At 47.8% G+C, this 22,433-nt stretch carries 21 protein-coding genes and 1 tRNA gene; 12 read left to right on the top strand and 10 right to left on the bottom strand.

What is annotated here, in order from left to right; all coding sequences use genetic code 11:
- Window positions 1-8: 8 nt before the first annotated feature.
- From BQ7997_RS00190 to BQ7997_RS00175, 4 genes are read right to left on the bottom strand one after another with little or no spacing between them, the layout of a single operon-like run.
- Window positions 9-2,099 carry a type IA DNA topoisomerase gene (locus BQ7997_RS00190; protein ID WP_073342366.1) on the bottom strand — a complete coding sequence of 697 codons (2,091 nt, stop codon included), beginning with the start codon at window positions 2,097-2,099 and terminating at the stop codon, window positions 9-11.
- Between the two features lie 59 nt (window positions 2,100-2,158).
- A complete protein-coding gene (locus BQ7997_RS00185; protein WP_073342363.1) occupies window positions 2,159-3,748 on the bottom strand; it encodes a DUF4099 domain-containing protein in 1,590 nt (529 codons plus the stop codon).
- A 19-nt stretch (window positions 3,749-3,767) separates the two neighbouring features.
- The gene (locus tag BQ7997_RS00180) at window positions 3,768-4,118 is read right to left on the bottom strand and encodes a helix-turn-helix domain-containing protein (protein ID WP_073342361.1); all 351 of its coding nucleotides are present in this window, start codon (window positions 4,116-4,118) and stop codon (window positions 3,768-3,770) included.
- A gap of 3 nt (window positions 4,119-4,121) precedes the next feature.
- Window positions 4,122-4,463 (bottom strand): helix-turn-helix domain-containing protein, encoded by a 342-nt coding sequence (locus BQ7997_RS00175; protein WP_445531311.1) that lies wholly within the window; start codon window positions 4,461-4,463, stop codon window positions 4,122-4,124.
- A 223-nt stretch (window positions 4,464-4,686) separates the two neighbouring features.
- Here BQ7997_RS00175 and BQ7997_RS00165 point away from each other — a divergent pair, with 223 nt between their 5' ends.
- On the top strand, window positions 4,687-4,980 hold the full coding sequence (locus BQ7997_RS00165) for a helix-turn-helix domain-containing protein (protein WP_032535412.1): 294 nt from the start codon (window positions 4,687-4,689) through the stop codon (window positions 4,978-4,980).
- A 40-nt stretch (window positions 4,981-5,020) separates the two neighbouring features.
- Window positions 5,021-5,326 carry a helix-turn-helix domain-containing protein gene (locus tag BQ7997_RS00160; RefSeq protein ID WP_073342752.1) on the top strand — a complete coding sequence of 102 codons (306 nt, stop codon included), beginning with the start codon at window positions 5,021-5,023 and terminating at the stop codon, window positions 5,324-5,326.
- Between the two features lie 76 nt (window positions 5,327-5,402).
- Here the strand turns inward: BQ7997_RS00160 and BQ7997_RS00155 are convergent, their stop codons facing one another.
- Both BQ7997_RS00155 and BQ7997_RS00150 read right to left on the bottom strand, forming a co-directional pair.
- Entirely contained in the window at window positions 5,403-5,765 is a 363-nt protein-coding gene (locus BQ7997_RS00155; protein ID WP_073342355.1) for a virulence RhuM family protein, read from the bottom strand.
- 13 nt (window positions 5,766-5,778) lie between these two features.
- On the bottom strand, window positions 5,779-7,014 hold the full coding sequence (locus tag BQ7997_RS00150) for a site-specific integrase (protein ID WP_073342353.1): 1,236 nt from the start codon (window positions 7,012-7,014) through the stop codon (window positions 5,779-5,781).
- Window positions 7,015-7,374: 360 nt separating this feature from the next.
- On the opposite strand from BQ7997_RS00150, the gene BQ7997_RS00145 reads away from it, so the two are divergent.
- Together BQ7997_RS00145 and BQ7997_RS00140 are read left to right on the top strand one after the other, a co-directional pair.
- A complete protein-coding gene (locus BQ7997_RS00145) occupies window positions 7,375-8,391 on the top strand; it encodes an energy transducer TonB (RefSeq protein WP_044656677.1) in 1,017 nt (338 codons plus the stop codon).
- Between the two features lie 156 nt (window positions 8,392-8,547).
- Window positions 8,548-8,760 (top strand): hypothetical protein, encoded by a 213-nt coding sequence (locus tag BQ7997_RS00140; protein WP_022137520.1) that lies wholly within the window; start codon window positions 8,548-8,550, stop codon window positions 8,758-8,760.
- 115 nt (window positions 8,761-8,875) lie between these two features.
- Here BQ7997_RS00140 and BQ7997_RS00135 read toward each other — a convergent pair.
- Window positions 8,876-8,949: transfer RNA gene (locus tag BQ7997_RS00135), tRNA-Ala, on the bottom strand.
- 118 nt (window positions 8,950-9,067) lie between these two features.
- Between BQ7997_RS00135 and BQ7997_RS00130 the strand changes: the two genes are divergently transcribed.
- The 8 genes from BQ7997_RS00130 (at window position 9,068) to BQ7997_RS00095 (ending at window position 19,678) form a co-directional block, all read left to right on the top strand.
- Window positions 9,068-9,370: a DUF4286 family protein gene (locus tag BQ7997_RS00130; protein ID WP_022137521.1), complete on the top strand. Its 303-nt coding sequence runs from the start codon at window positions 9,068-9,070 to the stop codon at window positions 9,368-9,370.
- A complete protein-coding gene (gene ruvC, locus BQ7997_RS00125; RefSeq protein ID WP_022137522.1) occupies window positions 9,367-9,933 on the top strand; it encodes a crossover junction endodeoxyribonuclease RuvC in 567 nt (188 codons plus the stop codon). Before BQ7997_RS00130 ends, ruvC begins: the two co-directional genes overlap by 4 nt.
- 71 nt (window positions 9,934-10,004) lie before the next feature.
- Entirely contained in the window at window positions 10,005-12,005 is a 2,001-nt protein-coding gene (pulA, locus tag BQ7997_RS00120) for a type I pullulanase (RefSeq protein ID WP_083589128.1), read from the top strand.
- A 250-nt stretch (window positions 12,006-12,255) separates the two neighbouring features.
- Complete coding sequence (locus BQ7997_RS00115) at window positions 12,256-13,740, top strand: MFS transporter (protein WP_073342750.1); 1,485 nt, start codon at window positions 12,256-12,258, stop codon at window positions 13,738-13,740.
- Between the two features lie 26 nt (window positions 13,741-13,766).
- Window positions 13,767-14,903, top strand: coding sequence for an endo-1,4-beta-xylanase (locus BQ7997_RS00110; protein WP_073342348.1), 1,137 nt, complete (start codon window positions 13,767-13,769; stop codon window positions 14,901-14,903).
- A gap of 51 nt (window positions 14,904-14,954) precedes the next feature.
- Complete coding sequence (locus BQ7997_RS00105) at window positions 14,955-15,935, top strand: glycoside hydrolase family 43 protein (protein WP_073342345.1); 981 nt, start codon at window positions 14,955-14,957, stop codon at window positions 15,933-15,935.
- Between the two features lie 10 nt (window positions 15,936-15,945).
- On the top strand, window positions 15,946-18,153 hold the full coding sequence (locus BQ7997_RS00100; protein WP_073342343.1) for an alpha-glucuronidase family glycosyl hydrolase: 2,208 nt from the start codon (window positions 15,946-15,948) through the stop codon (window positions 18,151-18,153).
- Window positions 18,154-18,223: 70 nt separating this feature from the next.
- Window positions 18,224-19,678, top strand: coding sequence for an ATP-binding cassette domain-containing protein (locus BQ7997_RS00095; RefSeq protein ID WP_073342748.1), 1,455 nt, complete (start codon window positions 18,224-18,226; stop codon window positions 19,676-19,678).
- Between the two features lie 103 nt (window positions 19,679-19,781).
- Here the strand turns inward: BQ7997_RS00095 and BQ7997_RS00090 are convergent, their stop codons facing one another.
- The 3 genes from BQ7997_RS00090 to BQ7997_RS00080 all read right to left on the bottom strand — a co-directional run.
- Window positions 19,782-20,456 (bottom strand): DUF5131 family protein, encoded by a 675-nt coding sequence (locus BQ7997_RS00090; RefSeq protein ID WP_082436464.1) that lies wholly within the window; start codon window positions 20,454-20,456, stop codon window positions 19,782-19,784.
- Window positions 20,457-20,530: 74 nt separating this feature from the next.
- Complete coding sequence (locus BQ7997_RS00085; RefSeq protein WP_055278963.1) at window positions 20,531-21,436, bottom strand: hypothetical protein; 906 nt, start codon at window positions 21,434-21,436, stop codon at window positions 20,531-20,533.
- Between the two features lie 197 nt (window positions 21,437-21,633).
- On the bottom strand, window positions 21,634-22,433 hold an 800-nt coding region (locus BQ7997_RS00080), incomplete at its 5' end, for a hypothetical protein (RefSeq protein WP_073342340.1).

The raw sequence follows: 22,433 nt of genomic DNA, 5'->3' as shown, positions 1-22,433 counted from the left end.
AGTTAATACTATTTCTTCCGTCCTGAAAATTTCCTGCTCGTTTTCCTTTCGGGGAACACGAAAGTCGTGTTATAGTCCCCGTCAAAGGCGACTATGGCGTCGAAGCTCTTGCCCTGCTTGCTCTTGAAGCCTTTGAGCAGCTTCGTATGCCCGTCGGTGAGCAGTTCTTTGATCTCGTCGTCGGAAAGGGTGCGGTTCGCTTTTAGGCGGAACACGGGCAGCCCACACTCCGCGTTGTCGCAGCGTACCACCTTGCCGTAGAACTGCATGTTGCCCGTCCCACACTTGGGACACTTGCAGCCGGAATCCCTGCGGGAGAACAGTTTGTCGCACGAGAGCAGTTCGGAGGTGATTTCGCGTGTGTACGCCTCTATCTCCCTGCGGAAGGTGTCGGCTGGCAGCTCCCCGCGCTCGATGCGTGCCAGATTCTTCTCCCATTCGCCCGTCATGGCTACGTCGGCGATGCGCATCGTCTTCACGACCGAGTAGAGGGCAAGCCCTTTTTCAGTCGGCACAAGCGACTTCTTGCAGCGTTCCATGTATCCGCGCTTGAAGAGCGTTTCGATAATCGCCGCACGGGTGGCGGGCGTGCCGATGCCGCAGTCCTTCAACGCCTGACGGAGTGCGTCGTCCTCTATGTCCTTGCCCGCCGTTTCCATAGCGGACAACAATGTCGCTTCGGTATGCAGCGGCTTGGGTTTGGTCTTGCCTTCCGTGATGGAGCAGCCTTTCAGCGTCAGCGTGTCGCCTTCCTCCCAACCGGGGATGGCGGTTTCCTCCTTGTCCTCCTCGCCATAGACGGCACGCCATCCGGCTTGCCTGATGACGCTACCTTTCACCGTGAACTCCACTCCGGCACACTCTGCCGTGACGGTGGCGGTATCCTTGACGCATTTCTCGGAAAACGCCTCGATCATGCGTCCGGCAACCATCTGATAGACGGTGCTGTCCTCTTTGGAGAGGAACAGCGGCTTCTCGCCCGTGACGAGCAGGGCGTGGTGGTCTGTCACCTTGCTACCGTCCACGCTTCTGCGTGTCGGTACGGCTTTCGGCTGCACCTTGCCTTTCCATTCGGGCAAAGCCCCGATGAAGGCGAGCAGCTTGGGGATTTCGGCGAACACGTCTTCGGGAATGTAGCGGCTTCCGGTTCTCGGATAGGTGATGAGCTTCTTCTCGTAGAGCTTCTGCGCGATTTCAAGCGTCTGTTCCGCCGTGAAGCCGTGCTTGGCGTTGGCTTCCTTCTGGAGCGTGGTCAAGTCGTACAGGAGCGGTGTTTCCTCCGTCTTCTCCTTGCGTTCGGCTTTCGTGACAGTGGCTGTGCCTGCCGACTTCACCTTATTATACAGTTCCGTCGCGGGCTCTTTCTCTTTCCATTTTTCGGAAGATGAAAACTTCACCGTTCCTTCATCGCAGCCGTCCGTCGCGATATGGAGCTGCCAGAAGGCTTCGGGGCTAAAGCGGCGGTTCTCCCAATAGCGTGCGCACACCATCGCCAATGTAGGTGTCTGCACCCGTCCGACGGAATATGTGCCGTGTCCGGCGGCGATGGAAAGTGCCTGCGTGCCGTTGATGCCCACAAGCCAGTCTGATTCGCTCCTTGCTTTGGCGGCAAGATAGAGGTTGTCGTATTTGCCGCCCGCTTCGAGGTTGCGCAGTCCCTCGCGGATAGCCTTATCTGTAAGCGAGCTTATCCAGAGGCGGACGAACGGGGTGGTGCATCCGGTATAATGGTAGAGGTAGCGGAAGATAAGCTCACCCTCGCGTCCTGCATCGGTCGCCACGATAATCTGTTCGCTTTCCTTGAATAGTCGGGCTACGGTCTTGATCTGCGTCACCACGCCGCTGTCGGGCTTGTAGCCCTTCTCCGTCTTTACCTGACGGGGGACGAGCGTGAAGGTGTCGGGGATGACGGGCAGGTTGTCACGGACGAAGCCGCGTATGCCGTAGCCGTCGGGCATGGCAAGCTGCACGAGGTGTCCGAACGCCCATGTCACGGCGTAGCCGCCTCCCTCGAAATATCCTTCCTCTCTCTTTGTCGCGCCCACGATGCGGGCGATCTCACGTGCCACAGACGGCTTTTCTGCAATGATTGTCTTCATATTTTTCTGTCGTTTTGAATTTTACAAATGTTACTTCGGATTTAGTGGCGGACACTGGATTACATCTTCATGCCCTTGCCCGTTTTCTTCTGCGGCTTCTCCTGCTGCTGTTGCTGTGCGGTGTCCTTCGGGGCGGTCTGTCCCTTTCGCAACGGCTCCTTCAGGTTCTTGGTAGCCTCGTTGGTCTTGCCCTCGCTGTTCACCGCCACCTGCGTGCGGCTCTCGTTGGAAGACGCGACCTTCTGCGCGTTGTCTGGATTGGTGTCGTAGCGGTACGGGCGTCCCTTTTCCGGGTTGAACTTGATGTACATCGTGGCGTGGAAGCCCTGCTTGTCGGTCACGTTCTCCAGTTTCACGGCTTTGCCCGCCACGTAGTCGGCTTTCTGCTGTTCGGTGAAGTCCACGCCGCTCCATTTGCTGATGGGGCGGATGCTGCCGTCGGCGTTCGTCCACGTGTTGCGGCGTTGCTCCTTGTTCGTGCCCCCGGCATTCTCCGTACCCTGCGCCTGTCCTTGTGCGGGGTTGTTCTTCGTTTCCTGCGTTTGGGCGGTACGGGGCGACCTGCCGGTTCCCGGCACGAACTCCACGCCGCGCTGTTCCACATTCACTTGCAGGGTGGTGACGAACTTCCTGCCGTCCTTGCGCTCGATGAGCTTGTCGCGCACGGGTAGCCCGGCACGCAGCATGCCCTGCTCCTGCTTGGTGATTTCCGTCTTGCCGATGCGCTCCGGTATGCGCACCTTGCTGGCCGGGACATCCGTGATTTCGTTCGTCTTGCGGTCGATGCTGACGAACGAGGGGATGATCTCGCCCGTTTCCCTGTCCACGAGGTCCACGACCCTGCCGAGGTTGCCCGTTTCGCGCAGGTTCTTACGGTCTTCGTCGGAGAACTTGTGTTCCTTGTACTCGTCGAGCTTCTGCTCCTTGCGGATGAAGTGCGGCACAAGGCTGACATTGCCCTCGCCGTCCTTCTTGAAGGAGAGGCGGGCGTCCAGCTCGAAAGCCTCTCCGCCGAAATTGGGCGACACCCTCACCAAGTCGGACTTGCCGTAGTTGAGCATCCTGTCAAGGTCGCCCGACTTTTCAAGGTCGTCGCGCTTCACGCCCCATTTCTCCTCCAACTCCTGCCAGTTGATCTTGCTCTCGTCGATGGGCCGGTAGCCCCGGTTGCCCTGCGTCTGCTGCGGGCTTTCCTGATTCTGTTCGTTTTTCTGTTCCAGTTCTTCCTGTTTTTTAGGTTCGTCATCTTGTTTCTGTTCCGGTTGTTCCTGCTTTTCGGCGGACTGCTCCTCCTGTACTTTCTTTTCGTAGCCGGAGGTGTCCACCTTGTGGGGCGCAAGCAGTTCCTTGTTGCCGTCGGGGTCTTTCAGCAAGTCCTTGATAACCTCCAGCAGTTTGTCGGCTTGATCCGCCGCGACACGGTAGAAACCGAAGCGGCTGGGTTCCTTGCACTGCCGGAAGAAGTTCTTGAAGAAGTTGTCCAGCACGTCGCCGTGCCGGTCGAATTGCAGGAAACTCTGCGAGTTCTCCGCTTTCGCGGGGATGCGCTTGGGGAAGCCGTCGGCGTTCAGCCCGGCTACCACGCTGATTTCGCCCGTCTTCTCGTCACGGACAACCAGCACGTCCTTTTCGTCTTTTTTCTTTGCCATCTGAAAAATGTTTTAATGGTTATTTTTGAAAGAAATTATGGATACGAGCCTTGTAGAAGGCTATGTCTTCCTTGCGGAAATCCTTTACATGTTCGGAGAGGAACGTCAGCACGTCCGCCTCGCTGTAATAGGTCTTTTTGCCGAGCGTCTTGTAGGGCAATGCGCCGATGCTGCGGTAGCGTTGCAGGGTGCGCTTGCTGATCTGGAGCAGCATGCACAGGTCTTGGTTGTCGAAAAGCCTGATCCCTTCCATCGGGTTCGGGGCTTTGCCGGACGGCTGCATGGATAGCAGCATCTCGTCCTGACGGTCGAGCCGTTCCATCACCTTCTGCATCCAGTTCTCGAAATTGTTGCGGGTAAGCAGTTCCATGTCCTACGTCCTCCTTCCTTTGGGTCTGCCGCCCGTGCGCAGCGTGTGGTTGCGTTTCATCTGTTCCGGTGTCGCGGCATCTCCCGTGACGGTGCTGTCTTCGAGCAGGCGGTCGATTTCCGACTGCCGATAGCGGCACTTGCCGCGCAGCACGACATAGGCGATGCGCTGTTCGCTGCGCATGCGCTGGAGGGTGCGGCAACTCACGTTCAGCAGGTGCGCCGCCTCGCGGGTGGTGAGCAGCCTGTCGGGAGCTTCTTCCTTTCTCCCGCCGGAAACGGCACGCACGTGTGCCGCTATCTCGGCTATCTGTTCCGTCAATGCGGTGAAGGCGGAACTTTCCATCGTTATCACTTTCATATTCAGTCCTTTCTTTTGGTTTCTGCGGCAAAATTCGGCAATAAACCAAAGGGGCTTTAACAGCTCACTACGTGGCTCACGTAAGATTTTTACGGATAATGGCTCCGTAAACCGGACAGACGGCGCAACAAGCTGCCTTTTAGCGGGAAACGGCACGTGTGCAAGGCGGCTTCGTTACCTTTGCGGCAAACTCTGAAATGTTTTGCTTATGGAAATAGTATCTATCGAGAAAAAGACCTTCGAGATGATGGTGGCGTCCTTCAACGCCCTCGCGGAGAAGGTAGCCGCCCTGAGGCGCAGGAGCGACGGCGGGCGGATGGAAAGGTGGCTCACGGGCGAGGAGGTCTGTGGGCAGTTGAGGATCAGCCCGCGCACGTTGCAGACCTTGCGTGACAGGCGGCTTATCGGCTACTCGCAGATTAACCGCAGGTTCTATTACAAGCCGGAGGAGGTCAAAAGGCTCATTCCGCTTGTCGGCACGCTCTATCCCGGCGGAAAATGATTTGATTTTTTATTATTCACAACCCACTGAATCCGAAATGATGATGAACGAGAACAATGAAGTGTTTACGATGGAGGACGAGCCGCTTGCCTCCGTCGTGCAGAACATGCGCAAAGGCTCGAAATGGCTTTCCGCCTTTCTGGAAAGTTACCGTCCGCCGCTGGATGGGGAGCGTTACCTGACGGACAGGGAGGTGGCGGAACTGCTCCGTGTCAGCCGCCGCACCTTGCAGGAGTACCGCAACAACAGGGTGCTGCCCTTTATCCTTTTGGGAGGAAAGGTGCTTTACCCCGAATCGGGGTTGCGTGAGCTGCTGGAGGCGAACTACAGCAAGCCGATGGAATAAGGCGGCTGCATGAAAAAAGGGAACGGGCAACTCCATACGGGCTGTCCGTTTCCTTTATAATTATATGTATGTGTGTTTAGCAATACCCGGCTTTTCCGTTCTGTATGAACATCACGTATGCCTGCCGCTTTTCCTTCGTGAGTGCCTTGCCTACCAGCCACGTGCGGAACACGTGCGCATGGTAGGTGTTCAGCCGGAAGGCGACGGGGATGATGATTTCAAGCGAGTAAACATCCGCGTGCAGCCCGTTTTCAAGCCGCATGTAGCGGCACACCTCGTAGTCGTTCAGCACGTCCGGCTTGCGGACGGCTCTGATGGCGGCGTTCACTGCCGGGACGCCCGTGTGGAACAGCCCGGCGATTTCTGTGGCGGTCATCCATACCCCGTTACCGGTTACGCTGACCCTGTTGTCCTCTATGATGATGGTTCCTCGTGTCATGGCTTCTCTGTTTTTAGATGGTGCAACCTGCAAATTCCTCGATGCCGTTCAACCTTGCGGCAAGGTTCTCCATGTCTTGGTTGAGCTTCTCTTTGGTGATTTTTGCGTATATCTGCGTCGTTTTTATGCTCTTGTGTCCCAGCATGGAACTCACCGTTTCAATGGGTACGCCGTTGGAGAGGAACACCGTCGTAGCTGCCGTGTGGCGGCTCTGATGCCACGTGATATGCTTGGTGATGCCGCAACGCTTGGCAACGGAACGGATTCCGGCAAGGCACGTGTTGTAGTGGGGAACGGGGAAAATCCTGCCGTTCCCGCACAGTCCCCGGTATTTGTCGATGATGCGCTTTGCGATGTCGAGCAGGCGGATATTGGACACCACGCCCGTCTTCTGGCGGTTGATGTTTATCCACTCGTGTTCGTCGAAGTAGGTATGGATGTTCTCTTCCGTCAGGTTGCGCATGTCGGCGAACGACAAGCCCGTGAAGGCGCAGAACAGGTAGAGGTCGCGGTAAAGCTCCTGCTTGGCGTTTTTCAGCCTGCCCTCCATCAGCAGCCGGATTTCCTCTTTCGTCAGGAAACTGCGTGTGGTTTCCTCCTTCTTGATTTCGTACTCCCGGAACGGGTCGCGTGTGAGCCACTCGTTGTTGATGGCGATGAACACCATCGTCCGCAAGGGGCAGACATACAGCCACACGGTATTGGTGCAGCAGTGCTTGTCCGTGCGCAGGAACATCTCAAAGTCGGAGATGAAGGCGGGCGTAAGCTCTTTCAGTGCAATATCCTTCACGCGGTAGCGGATGGTGAGGAACTCTTGCAGGTGCTTGTAAACGGTCCTGTACTTCAAGAGCGTGCCTTTGGCTTTCATGCCGGCCTCCACCTGTTTCTCGTAGTCCTCGTTGTGCTGGCGGAACACCTGCATCAGCGTGTGGTAGCGGTGTTCCAGTCCGAGAAAGGCGTTCTTGACCTTCTCCGCCGTGACAAAGTTGTCACGCTCCATGATTTCCTGATAGTGTTTGTTGATACGCACACGCATCTTGTCGAGCATGCGGTTCGTTTCGAGTGCCGCCGAGCTTCTGCCCGTGACACGTCCCCCTTTGGTGTCCCACAGCTTGGGATCGACGGTCAGCTTGCAGCTGAACTGCGTCTGGCTGCCGTCCACCGTGATGCGTCCCATGACGGGTACTGTCCCGTCCTTTTTCACTACCTGACGCTTGAGGTAGTAGATTACTGAAAATGTACTCTTCATCGTCCTTAATTTTTTTAGGTTCAAAATTAGTTGGTGAAGAGTCCGGTGTCGGTACGCAAAACGGGGAGGAACGGCGCAATCTTTTTCCGTAACCGGATTTGTTGCGTGGGTTGTCAGTAACTCACTAATCCTTAACGTCTTGTTTCGCCATCCGTGTCCGTTTGTCGCCCTTTTGGGTATGGTTACGGACAAGTAACGTAGCGGCGTCCTGATTTGGCTTCAGCGGTGATTGCGATGGCTTCACGAATAATCGGAAGTACAACTGAAACCCCTGTAACTCAATTCTATCACTATATCTTTCCGCATTTCACTTTTTTGTAGTAACTTTGTTCCCGATACGTACCGAAAATCCGGCAACTTATGAAAAAGATTGTTTTCACTCTTCTGCTTTTGACTTTTTCTTTCCGCCTTATGGCTCAAATAGATTATTTGGAGCCGGTGCGACCTTTTTCTACTTATAAAGGTGAGTTGGGCGAATATTATCGTAATGTGTTTTCTTTACTAAATACAGGTTTTCAAAAACAACCTTATGCACGTTTTGTAGCTATCCCTTCCTTTTCACCCGAATATGCAATGTCGGTTGAAAAGAGGAACGGGCGTTATTCCCTGATTTCAAATACGCTGTCGCGTACCTACTGGCAAGCGGAGAAAGGAACAGTGGGAGTGGAGACTAAGTCGGTAGTAATCAGCGCATCCCTTTACCAGTCTTTAGGAGCTATTTTTCGTTTAGTCACCGAGCAGATACAGGATTTGGATGGTTCCAGTGCAGGTTTGGACGGAATTGTCTATTATTTCTTTTCTACTGATGCGAATGGGAAAGAACAGATGGGGCGTAAATGGTCGCCTGCCAAGGGAACTTTGATGGAACGTCTGGTGTTGGTTTGCCAGTCGGCATATATGTTGTCCAAAGGTGACAATATTTCGGAGCCGACTTTGGCGGAAGAGGCTGCCGCCTTATTGAAATCGTTGCAGCAACGTACTAAGGAACAACCGGATGCTTATAAGAAACCGATGTATGTAGGCATTTATCAGATAGGCCCTCGTTCACAAACGCTTTCGGGTAGGCAAGTCGAAGAACTGGCTCACTTTCCGGACATGAGTGCGGAAGAATATATCGCCGGACAGATGATTTATCCGGAAAGCCTTTTGGAAAAGAATGTATCGGGATATGTCCTCTGTGAATTTACTATTGACAAAGAGGGAGTGATCCTTCGTCCGCACATTCTGCGTTCCACTCATCCTGAATTTGCGGAAGAAGCACTTCGCATAGTGAAAGGGATGCCGAAATGGTCGCCTGCCCTTGTCGGGGGAAAGCCGTCGGATAGTAATTATACCTTGTATATTCCTTTCCGTCCGAAGAGTTATCGTGCCAAATAAATCAGTGCTCTCTCCCAAGTAAAAACGCGAAATCCTCTATCACCTATCACTGGCACGGTATAATAGTACCTTTAATTTCTTCAAAAATCATTAATACAACAAACTTATCTTGTTCTTAATTGTCTTATAGCCATGAACCTATAAAAAAGAAAACTTATGGATGATATGATTAACAGACATGATTCGATTGCCGAAGAGAATATCGAACCGAATGGTCGTCCGGCTACGAACGATTTTGAAGAATGGAGCGGCGAGGTGGCCGACCGTGCCGACAATGTGTTCAAGAATGACAAGAAGGACGGCCCTATCAAGGATCGTAAGAAACGTATAAAGGAAATGGATGAAGTGATAAAAAAAGACCTTGAATAAAGGTCTTTTTTTATTTTAGTGCGCATAAAGCATAATAGGTTATTCGAGAGCGTAAAGTTACTCCATAAAATAAATCAAAAAAGAGCAACTCTTTTCAGAATTGCTCTTTTTTTAGTGGAGAGTATCGGACTCGAACCGATCACCTCGACACTGCCAGTGTCGCGCTCTAGCCAGATGAGCTAACCCCCCTTTTTCAACTTTATATGATAACGTTTGCAAACGAATCCTTTTTTGTTGGCGCAAATATAATGCAATATTCTGAAATAATTGCTATGTTTGCGGTAAATAATTGTTTGAAAAAAAAAATATGCTGATTTATAATACTACTTTTCAGGTGGACGATGCCATCCACGACAATTTTTTGATTTGGATAAAAGAATTCTATATTCCCGAAGTGCAAAAACACGGCACATTGAAAGCGCCGCGTATTTGCCGGATTCTGAGTCATCGGGAAGATGGAAGTGCCTATTCTCTGCAATGGGAAGTGGAAAGCAGCGGATTGCTGCATCGTTGGCATTTGGAACAGGGAGTGCGTTTGAATGACGAACTTACAAAAATATTTAAAGATAAAGTGGTCGGATTTCCGACATTAATGGAGATAGTGGAGTGATTCAGCCGGTAAAGGAAAAGATAATCCTGGGGATTGACCCCGGTACGACAATCATGGGATACGGAGTCTTGAGAATCAAAGGAACCAAGCCCGAAATGATTGCCATGGGAATTATCGACTTGCGCAAATTTGCCAATCACTATCTGAAACTGCGCCATATCCACGAACGGGTATTGGGAATTATTGAAAGTTATCTGCCTGACGAACTGGCTATTGAAGCTCCATTCTTCGGTAAGAACGTGCAGTCTATGCTGAAACTGGGACGTGCGCAGGGAGTAGCGATGGCGGCGGCATTGAGCCGTGATATTCCTATCACCGAATACGCCCCTTTGAAGATAAAGATGGCGATTACCGGAAACGGACAGGCTTCGAAAGAGCAGGTGGCGGATATGTTACAGCGGATGCTCCGTCTCTCGAAAGAAGATATGCCTGTCTTTATGGACGCTACGGACGGACTGGCTGCCGCCTACTGTCATTTTCTGCAAATGGGACGCCCTGTCATGGAAAAGGGGTATAGTAGCTGGAAGGATTTTATAGCGAAGAATCCGGATAAGGTAAAGTAAACTGATGGGTTACTGATAGATTATAGAAGATAATCATAGAACGAAAAACGTTATCACAGGAGAGTATTAGGATGGGAATTAATTATTCAGCAATAGTAGGGGTTACTACAGTGGCAACAGTGATGAGTTGCTCTTCAGCGAAAAAGGAATATGCTTCTTTTGAGTTATATCCGGTTCGCACGGGAAGTCTTACGGAAATGGAATATGCGCCGGAAGCAACTAAGTTTATTCTTTGGTCGCCGACAGCGGAAGAAGTGCGCCTGATGCTTTATGATGAAGGCGAAGGCGGACACGCTTACGAAACAGTGAAGATGGAGCGCGGAGAGGACGGAACCTGGACTACCATAGTAAACAAGGATTTGCTCGATAAATTCTATGCTTTCAATGTGAAGATTGACGATAAGTGGCAGGGAGATACACCGGGCATCAATGCCCATGCGGTCGGAGTGAATGGAAAACGTGCCGCTATCATTGACTGGAAGTCAACGAATCCGGAAGGGTGGGAGAGCGACCAGCGTCCACCGTTGAAATCTCCTGCCGATATGATTATCTACGAAATGCACCACCGTGACTTTTCCGTCGATTCTACTTCAGGAATAAAGAACAAAGGAAAATACCTCGCACTGACCGAACACGGAACGATGAACTCGGACAAACTATTGACCGGCATCGACCATCTGATAGAACTGGGCGTGACGCACGTCCATCTCCTTCCTTCTTATGACTATGCTTCCGTAGATGAAACGAAACTGGACGAAAACCAGTACAACTGGGGATACGACCCGTTGAACTACAACGTCCCCGACGGTTCCTACGCAACTGACCCTTATCAGCCTGCCACCCGTGTGAAAGAATTCAAGCAAATGGTGCAGGCACTTCACAAAGCCGGTATCCGTGTGATTATGGATGTAGTCTACAACCATACTTTCAATACGGCAGAGAGCAACTTTGAACGTACCGTTCCCGGCTATTTTTACCGTCAGAAAGAAGACGGCAGCTTGGCGAATGGTTCGGGATGCGGCAATGAGACGGCAAGCGAGCGCCCTATGATGCGTAAGTTTATGATAGAGTCCGTCCTCTACTGGATGAAGGAATATCATATCGATGGTTTCCGCTTTGACCTGATGGGAGTGCATGACATTGAGACAATGAACGAAATCCGCAAGGCGGTGAACGGAGTAGACCCGACAATTTGCATCTATGGCGAAGGCTGGGCGGCCGAAACTCCCCAATATCCTGCTGATTCTTTGGCAATGAAAGGAAACGCTGCCCATATGCCGGGAATAGCCGTTTTCTCCGACGAACTGCGTGACGGACTCTGCGGCCCTGTTTGGGAAAAAGACAAAGGAGCTTTCCTTGCCGGAATTCCGGGTGGGGAGAATAGCGTTAAGTTTGGTATCGTAGGAGCTATTGAGCATCCGCAAGTACGGTATGATTCGGTGAATTACAGTCAGAAGCCGTGGGCGGAAGAACCGACTCAAATGATCGGCTACGTCTCCTGTCACGATGGCTTATGCCTGACAGACCGATTGAAAGCGAGTATGCCGGGGATTACTCCCGAACAACTTGTACGCCTTGATAAATTGGCGCAAACGGTCGTCTTTACTTCGCAGGGCATTCCGTTTATCTATGCCGGAGAAGAAGTGATGCGTGACAAACAAGGAGTGGATAACAGTTACAAAAGTCCGGATGCGGTCAATGCCATTGACTGGAGACGCAAAACGACGAATGGCGATGTCTTCATGTACTACAAACGGCTGATAGACCTTCGCAAATCCCATCCCGCTTTCCGTATGGGAGATGCGGACAAAGTTCGGAAACATTTGGAGTTTCTTCCCGTAGAAGGCAGGAACCTGATTGCGTTCCGCCTGAAAGACCATGCCAACGGGGATCGTTGGGGAGATATTGTCGTTGCTTACAACTCCCGTACTACGCCTGCCCGTCTTGAAGTGCCTGCCGGCAAATACACAGTCGTGTGCAAAGACGGTATGATAGACGTCCGCGGATTGGGAACGCAAACCGGGGCGGAAGTGATTGTCCCCGGTCAGTCTGCGCTGATAATGTATAAGTAAAACTCACTTTGCTGCTTGCACCTGCCTTCTAATGCCTGTCTTAGCTTGGATGTAACATGGTAAAACGTATTTGTAACATTTGCAAACGCTGATGTAACAGACAAGAAACATTCTGAATCGTAATTCCTCGGCGGTAGGGAATAAACTTCTTAAGTTTGCACTGTGACATTTCGGATGGTTTTTCCTTTCAAATGCTCACAGGCTAAAACATAAAAGAAAATACAGAATGAATAAAATAAATAACAGTACCATGAAAGCACAGACTCAAAAAGTGTCGATGGCCGAGAAAATCGGTTATAGCTTGGGAGACGGTTCTGCGAACCTGATTTTCCAAATGATGATGATGTTCCAACTTTTCTTTTATACAGATGTGTTCGGAATCAAAGCAACAGCAGCAGGAATGATATTACTCGTCGCACGCATATTCGATGCGTTTGTCGATCCCGTGGTAGGCATCCTGTCCGATAGAACCAATACTCGTTGGGGGAAATACCGCCCCTGGCTATTGTGGACGGCTATCCCTTTTGCTGTATTCTTCATCCTGGCATTTACGACACCCGACCTTAGCGAGCGTGGTAAAATAATCTATGCAGGTATTACATATACCTTATTAATGTCCATTTATTCCTTCAATAACACACCTTATGCTTCCCTGGGTGGCGTAATGACCAGTGATATAAAGGAACGTACCAGTATTTCGTCCATCCGTTTCGTGACGGCTACGATAGCCACTTTCGTTGTACAAGGACTTACTCTGCCGTTAGTCTCTAAATTCGGACAGGGAGACGACCAGCGCGGATGGTTTCTGACAATCACTCTGTTTGCTGTTATCGGAGTCATTCTATTAGTAATCACTTTCTTTTCTGCGAAAGAACGTATCACTCCGCCTGTGGGACAGAAGACTTCCGTGAAACAGGACTTTAAGGACATTGTAAGCAGCCGTCCCTGGAAGTCTATGTTTATCCTGACCCTTTTCCTGTTTACGACATTGGCTATGTGGGGCAGCAGTATGTCCTACTATTTTAATTACTTCGTAGATAAGACAGCCCTTTTCGATTTCCTGCAAAACTTCGGACTAGTGAGGGTAGAAGGGGAAACGTATGGAATGTGGCATACTTTTCTTGATGCTTTCGGCTTGATAGCGCAGCCTGACCATAGCAATGTATTTGCAGTAGGTTTCAGCCTGTTCAATATGATTGGTCAGATTATCACTTTAGCGGGTGTAATTTTGCTTTCCGGCTATCTTTCCAATATCTTTGGCAAGCGGAATGTGTTCTTGATTTGTCTGGCACTGACCGCATTGTTTACAGCTTTGTTTTTTATGGTAGATTCAACGAGCATCGGCACGATATTCATCATAAACAGTTTGAAGAGCTTGGCTTACGCACCTACCATCCCGTTGCTTTGGGCGATGATGGGTGATGTAGCCGATCACTCCGAATGGGTGAACCATCGCCGTGCTACGGGTTTTGTCTTTGCAGGAGTGGTTTTTGCATTGAAAGCCGGATTAGGTATCGGTGGAGCTATCTGCGGCGCGATTGTCGATTCGTTCGGTTTCATCCCTAATGTAGCACAAACAGAGAGTGCGCTCTTTGGCATTCGCCTGACGTCCAGTGTGATTCCTTCTATCACATTCTTTATCGGAGTGATTGCGTTGTTCTTCTATCCGATTTCAAAGAAATTGAATGAGCATATTCAGGCAGACCTGACAAAACGAAGACTGGAAAACAATTGATTAATAATTAATAGAATTAGATAAATATGAAGATTTCGACAAAAACAACTGTATCATTCTTATGGGTTGTGGCAGCATTGATAGCAGGCTCTTCGATAGCTTCTGCGCAAGAAAAGAATACTTTGAAAGAAGCCTTGAAAGATAAATTCCTGATAGGAACGGCAGTGAATACACAACAGGCATCCGGCAAAGATAAAGTAGGAGCAGAGGTTATCCGGAAACAATTTAATGCCATTGTAGCGGAGAATTGCATGAAAAACCAGGAAATCCATCCTGAGGAGAACCGTTATAACTTTACAAAGGCGGATGAATTTGTAGAATTCGGCGAGAAAAACAATTTGACGGTTACAGGACATACCTTGATATGGCACACTCAACTTTCCCGTTGGTTCTGCGTGGATAAGGATGGCAAAAATGTTTCTCCCGAAGTCTTGAAGAAACGGATGAAAGAACATATCACCACCGTTGTGAAACGTTACAAAGGCCGTATCAAAGGTTGGGATGTAGTGAATGAAGCATTTGAAGATAATGGTTCGTATCGTAAGACGAAGTTTTATGAGATTTTAGGAGAAGAGTATATTCCTCTGGCTTTCCAGTATGCACACGAAGCCGACCCGAACGCCGAATTATACTACAACGACTATTCGATGGCTCTTCCGGGAAGAAGGGCGGCAGTTGTGAAACTGGTGCAAGACCTGAAAAAACGGGGTATCCGTATTGATGCCATAGGTATGCAGGGACATGTCGGCATGGAGTATCCGAAAATCAGTGAATTTGAAAAGAGTATGCTTGCTTTTGCCGAAACAGGAGTAAAGGTGATGATAACGGAACTGGATCTGACAGTTATTCCCTCACCGAATCCCAATGTCGGTGCGGAAGTCTCCGCTTCTTTCGAATATAAGAAAGAGATGAATCCCTATCCGAAGGAACTGCCTGCAGAAGTGGCAAAGGCATGGACAGCGCGTATGAACGACTTCTTCCGTCTTTTCCTGAAACATCAGGATATTATAACCAGGGTTACCCTTTGGGGAGTGGCCGACCATAACTCCTGGCGCAACGACTGGCCGATGAATGGACGCACGGATTATCCGTTGCTTTTCGACCGCAACTACCAACCGAAACCGATAGTCGACTTGATTATCAAAGAAGCAGCACGGAAATGAATCGTTTGTCTGAGCGATAATATTAACTTTATTAGTAAAAAGAATAGAACCATGAAAACAGAAAAAAGATATTTAGTTCCCAATGATTATATGGCTGATCCTGCCGTACACGTATTTGACGGCAAACTCTACATTTACCCTTCTCATGACTGGGAAAGCGGGATTGCCGAAAATGACAACGGGGATCATTTCAACATGAAAGACTATCACGTCTATTCTACGGACGATGTGATGAACGGTGAGATTACCGACCACGGTGTAGTGCTGTCCACAGAGGATATTCCGTGGGCGGGACGTCAACTTTGGGATTGCGATGTCGCTTTGAAGAACGGTAAGTATTATATGTATTTCCCGTTGAAAGACCGGAATGACATATTCCGTATCGGAGTGGCTGTCAGCGATAATCCATACGGCCCTTTTGTGCCGGAAGCCAACCCGATGAAGGGAAGTTATAGCATAGACCCTGCCGTGTTGGACGATGGCGACGGTAATTACTATATGTATTTCGGTGGTTTGTGGGGCGGACAACTTCAACGTTACCGGAATAATAAGGCTTTGGAGTCGGCTGTTCTACCGAAAGGAGAGGAAGAAGCTTTGCCGGCTCGTATAGCCCGTTTGAGTGGGGATATGATGGAATTTGCGGAAGAACCCCGTCCGGTGATAATTTTGGATGAGAACGGCAAGCCGTTGACAGCAGGAGATACCGACCGTCGTTTTTTTGAAGCTTCCTGGGTACATAAATATAATGGTAAATACTATTTCTCTTATTCTACGGGAGACACTCATCTGCTTTGTTATGCGATTGGCGACAATCCTTACGGGCCGTTTACCTATCAGGGCGTTATCCTTACTCCAGTAGTGGGGTGGACTACCCATCATGCCATTGTGGAATTCAAAGGCAAGTGGTACTTGTTCCATCACGACTGTGTGCCGTCCGAAGGGAAGACATGGCTTCGTAGTCTGAAAGTCTGTGAACTCCAATATGATGCGGACGGGCGGATTATCACCATTGAAGGAATAGATAAACTTTGAACTATTACTTGTGAGAATAATATCTATATTATTAGCCTTGTTCTTCTGTCTTTCGTCCCGTGCGGAAGATGGAAGCGCCCTGTGGCTTCGCTATGCGACGGGTACGAAGGCGGAAATTAGTTGCAGGAAGCAGTCGCCGACATTGAATATTGCCGTTTCCGAATTACAGAAACATTGGAAAGGCGGTATACCTGTGGCTTTGGAAGTAAACGCAACTAAAGAACTGCGTGCACTTGGAAATGAAGGATACACCATCCGTACTTCTGCCGACGGCAAGCAAATCACTATTGCTTCTTCCGGTGAACAAGGCGTGCTTTATGGAACTTACCACTTACTCCGTCTGCAAGCTACGGAACAGCTTTTGAATCCAAACCCAAGCTCAAATTCAAGCTCAGACTCAAACTCAGACTCAAACTTGAGTTCAAACTCTAATCCGGACTCAAGCTTGAACGCTCTGAATATCTCGGAAAAACCGGATTACCGGATTCGTATCCTGAACCATTGGGACAATCTGGACGGAACGATTGAGCGTGGCTATGCCGGACATTCACTTTGGAAGTGGGAAGAACTTCCTGCCGTAATCTCTCCCCGTTACGAAGCCTACGCACGTGCCAATGCTTCTATCGGCATCAACGCAACCGTGGTGAATAACGTTAACGCAAGTCCCAGGATTCTTTCCGACGACTATCTGCAAAAAGTAAAAGCACTGGCTGATATCTTCCGTCCTTACGGATTGAAAGTATATCTTTCTATCAATTTTTCATCTCCGGCCGCCCTGGGTGGCTTACCTACTTCCGACCCTTTGAATAAAGAAGTAATCGCCTGGTGGAAGAAGAAAGCAAAAGAGATTTACTCCCTGATTCCCGATTTCGGCGGATTTCTGGTGAAAGCGAACTCCGAAGGACAACCCGGGCCGTGTGATTACGGACGTACCCATGCCGAAGGAGCGAACATGCTTGCCGATGTATTGAAACCTTATCACGGTATCATCATGTGGCGTGCCTTCGTTTACTCGCCCACGGACAGCGACCGTGCCAAGCAGGCCTACCTTGAATTTGAACCTTTGGATGGAAAGTTCCGCGACAATGTAATTGTGCAGATAAAGAACGGCCCGATTGACTTCCAACCCCGTGAACCGTTCAGTCCGCTATTCGGAGCCATGAAGAAAACGCCCGTGATGCCGGAATTCCAAATCACACAGGAGTATCTGGGCTTCTCCAACCACCTTGCCTTTCTCGCTCCCATGTGGAAGGAATGTTTGGATAGTGACACTTACGTGCAAGGCGCAGGTTCTACCATCGCCCGTGTGACGGATGGCTCTCTGTTTTCTCATCCGTTGACTGCTATTGCCGGAGTTACCAACATCGGCGACGATGTAAACTGGTGCGGGCATCCTTTTGCGCAAGCCAACTGGTATGCCTTCGGGCGTCTCGCCTGGAAACATTCCCTTTCATCCGAAGAGATAGGCGAAGAATGGCTGAAGCAAACCTTTCTACCCATTTTCGAACAGTCACGCAGTGATTCCGCAAATGAACTGTCCCAAAAAGAGAGACAACAACTTCACTCTCAACTCTCCCTTCTCAACTCTCAACTTCTCCAAAAGTCAAGGGAAGCAGTAGTCGATTATATGATGCCCCTCGGACTGCATCACATCTTTGCATGGGGACATCATTACGGGCCGGAACCCTGGTGTGATATTCCCGGCGCCCGTCTCGACTGGATGCCTTCTTATTATCACAGGGCGGATAAGGACGGCATCGGATTCGACCGCAGCAGCAAAGGAAGCAATGCGACTGCACAATATCATTCTCCTTTATGCGAACAACTGGATGACGTAAATACCTGTCCCGAAAACCTGCTTCTTTGGTTTCATCATGTTCCCTGGAATCATCGGATGAAGAGCGGGCGTACACTTTGGGCGGAGTTGTGCTATGCTTATGACCGTGGGGTGCAAGAAACCAGAAACTTCCAAAAGTTGTGGGAGCCTATGGAGAAATACATCGACCCGGAACGTTTTCGTGATGTACAACACCGGTTGAAGATTCAGGCGCGGGATGCAGTGTGGTGGAAAGATGCCTGTTTACTGTATTTCCAGCAATTCAGCAAGCAGCCGATACCTTATGAACTGGAACGTCCGGTGCATGAATTAAAAGATATGATGGAATACAGGCTGAATATTACTAATTTTGAATGTCCGCCTTACGGATTTACTAAATAGACAAGAAAAATGCTTGTTCTGTGATAAAATTGTTACCTTTGCGGACAATAATGAAACAGAATATAAGAATATGAGCCAAAATACATTTAGCATGGCGGGGGGCGTTGCACGCAACCCGCTTGTGCGTTTAGCCAAACCTGTCACGGCAACTATCGGTGCGGATGAACATATAGCCATTGTAGGGCCTAATGGTGGTGGCAAAAGCCTTTTTGTAGATACATTGACCGGAAAATATCCGTTGCGCGAAGGAACGCTCCAGTATGACTTTTCCCCTTCTGCCACTCAAACCGTTTATGATAATGTGAAATATATCGCGTTCCGTGATACTTATGGAGCGGCGGATGCCAATTATTACTACCAACAGCGTTGGAATGCGCATGACCAGGATGAAACACCGGATGTCCGCGAAATGTTGGGGGAAATCAAAGACGAACAGTTAAAGAATGAGTTGTTCGAGCTCTTCCGTATCGAACCTCTTCTTGATAAAAAGATAATTCTTCTTTCCAGTGGCGAACTGCGTAAGTTCCAACTTACAAAAACACTGTTGACAGCCCCCCGCGTCCTGATAATGGATAATCCGTTTATCGGACTGGACGCGCCTACCCGCGAACTTTTGTTCTCTTTGCTCGAACATCTGACAAAGATGTCGTCTGTCCAGATTATTCTGGTACTTTCCATGCTCGATGATATACCGTCGTTTATCACCCACGTTATTCCGGTAGATAAAATGGAAGTGTTTCCCAAGATGGAACGTGAAGCCTACCTCGATGCTTTTCGCGACAGAGATATAGCTGTTTCTTTCAATGAATTGCAGAAGCGTATCATTGATTTGCCTTATGACGGCAATAACTATGATTCGGACGAAGTGGTGAAACTGAATAAGGTAAGTATCGGCTACGATGACCGTACTATTCTGAACGAACTGGACTGGACGGTGCGTCGTGGGGAAAAATGGGCGTTGAGCGGAGAGAACGGCGCAGGAAAGTCCACATTATTGAGTTTGGTTTGTGCGGATAATCCACAATCATATGCCTGCAACATCAGCCTTTTCGGACGGAAGAGGGGAACGGGGGAGAGCATTTGGGAAATCAAGAAACACATCGGATATGTAAGTCCCGAAATGCACCGTGCCTATCTCAAGAACCTGCCGGCCATCGAGATTGTTGCGAGCGGCTTGCACGACAGTATCGGTCTGTACAAACGCCCCCAACCGGAACAGATGGCTGTCTGTGAATGGTGGATGGATATATTCGGTATTGCCGGTCTGAAAGACAAACCTTTCCTGCAACTTTCCAGCGGGGAGCAACGTCTGGCTCTGTTGGCACGTGCTTTCGTCAAAGATCCGGAATTGCTGATTTTGGACGAGCCGCTTCATGGATTGGATACTTATAATCGTCGTCGGGTCAAAAAGGTTATCGAAGCCTTCTGCAAACGTAAAGATAAGACGATGATTATGGTAACACATTATGAATCAGAATTGCCGCAAACAATTGATAGACGGATTCATTTGTCTAAAAATCAGTAAATTACGATGCTGTGTTAAAATGTTTTTTTATTTTAGTGAATTGAACATAAAAAAATCCAACTACCATTTCTGATAGTTGGATTTTCTGTTTTGACTCTGGCTTTCACTTAAACCATATTCCTGCATTTTTCTTTATCTCCACTGTTGTGAACTTTTCCAGTTCTGTTACAAGTACTTTCGCTTCGTTTGCTGTTGGCTCTGGCAACTGTACTTTTCTGTTCGTATTCCGTCCTATATTTACTTGTAGAGGTTTACATCGTTTTATGTACTCCACCATTTTATCCAAATCAAACTGCATCAAAGGTTCTGCCGTAACATAGGTATCTATACCCAAATTTGCAATTTTTTCCATTGCTCTTACCCTTTCTTCTATCTCTGGTGAGTTACGCATTATTTCTGGATAAAACCTATTGGTTTCTATGGTCGTACAAACCACTGAATGATGAAATACAGGATGAGCTATAAAATCTAATATTCTGGAAGGATTTTTGCTTTGAAACAAGTATTTATTGGCAGACCTATCACAATAATCTAAAACCATTTGAATCCAATGGCTAGGTATATCTTCTGCCCACATATCAATACTACTTCCTACAAATATAAAGTTCAAGCACTCAAGATAGCAGGTTAATTCTGCCGCATCTAATCTAGGGGTATTCAAACGAGAACACATTTTTTTCATATAGCAATAGGTACAGCCATGAGAACATTTACCCTTAATAGGATTCCATGTGTGTGTCACAAATTCATACATATTGCCTTTACTCTCCTTAATCATGATATATCTTTATTAGTTATTATTCTTGTTGGAAAGCCAGCAGGAAGCACCTACTGGCTTCTTATCTCTACGGATTATTTTTCAAATCCGTCCCACAATCCACTCAATTTATTATTGATAATATTTTCTTTCGTATCACCTCCTCTAGTTCCTTTGGCTTTTTCAATATAATCAGCATCTTCTTTACTAATATTTTTCAAAAAACGTTCCATTTTGTTTGTAAATTCAGGTTTGAGATTATCACTAGTTTTTTCATACTTGGATATTATCCAGTCGATTACTGTTCGTGCCTGTATTGTCGTTTCTTTAAAAATACCTTCTGCCGCTTGCAAAAGTCTTAACCCTCTTTCCAAGCCATTGGTATTTTTCAACTCATCAACAATGTTACCGTCTATGGCACAATCCATGACTTTTTTATTAATTTTCGAGGTGAAGGTCAGCCACTTCGACGCTGAAGTTAAAGAATAACCTTTATTTACTAAATTATTCATAGCATCCAACAAAGGTAGTTTTTTTTGCTGATTGTTTATTTTTGCTCCTTTCACATAGTCGCTGCCCTTCCACGGATTAGTAGCAATATTGATTTCTGATAACATCTTAGCTATTGGTAGTTCCGTATTCAAAGCATACAATAACTTAAATTCTCTCTTATAACGTTTTTGCTCATCCCGTTCTTCATTACTCGCTATAAGTCTAAGGTGCGCTTCATAGCGATGATTACCTTCCACCAACACCAAATAATCCACAGCTTCTTCTTCTCTTATAATATTACCTGTAGTAAAATCAACAACTTCCAGCCCTTGATTTATAACATCAGTAGCATCTACCACTATGGCAGGAATTAACTGTCCGCACTCTTCAAGTGTTTCCATTTTAGCCTTCACAATCTTTTCATTCAAATCACGATTACCGCTTAAACGTGCAATCTTTTTTCCTTCATTTACTAACGAGGTTAATGTTGTTACTTCGTTTTTCTTCATATAAATCTTACCGCTGCCCTGCGGACTTATTTTGGTATCTGGCTCACCGATTATTTTTATACTACAAAGATTGCCCTTTTCTTGAAAAGCTAACGGGAATAAAAAAACACTGCTTTCTTATTCCCCCACTTCACAAGTTGTAGAATGAAGTATTTAAAGAATAAGAAAGCAGAAATAAACAATAAAATAAGTTTCAATCAATGATAAAATGCGTTCAAACTCCTTATGTCCTTGTCTTTATATTGTTTCAACAAAGACTTCAAGTAGTCATTATCAACCAACACACTTTCGTTGCTCACGATGCCAGTGAAGTATAGTAGATGAGAAATCAGCGTCTTTTCCTTGTCAGACATATTAGCTCCCTTCTTTCTCTTTTCTTTTACCTGTTCTTGATAATTCAAGGCAGTGATAATCATTTGTGAAAAATAATAAGCGAATACGGAGAATGATTCAGTATGTGGATTACTCAAATCAACGTTACCAGTATTCATTTGGTCTGAATTTACTGTTTCCAATCCGTCTGCACAAAACTTTGCTATACTAGCAATAGCCGTCTTATTATCTATCACGATATTCTTTCTACCTATTTTCAAGGTAATACAAATTGGGCTTTTAAAGACTGCACCAAACGGAGTATCTCTTTTATAATCCTCACTGATAGCATTAACAAGTTTTTCTATCTGTTCTTTAGGGGATTCTTTTATTTCTATACCCTCCATACATTTACCCCAACTGCAATCATAACAGAAAAGCAATAGATACCAAAACTTTTCAGCATCTAAATCTAATGTAGTAAGTAAATCCTGCAATTCACGATTCTGCAAGTAAGCATCAATGGAAAATCTACCTTTCAATATCCCTCTGTTGTATCTTCCTTTAAAAGTATCTGGCGTTTGTGACGGCAACATATATGCCTGTCCTGTTTCTTCATCATAATCAAAATCAGGGAAATATTCTTGTGTCACTGGATATATATACTCTAGCAACTCGCTATACT

This window comes from Bacteroides congonensis, from assembly GCF_900130125.1.
GTDB lineage: Bacteria > Bacteroidota > Bacteroidia > Bacteroidales > Bacteroidaceae > Bacteroides > Bacteroides congonensis.
Note: the sequence above shows the minus strand (reverse complement) of the source record. Positions and strands in the feature narration are given on the sequence as shown.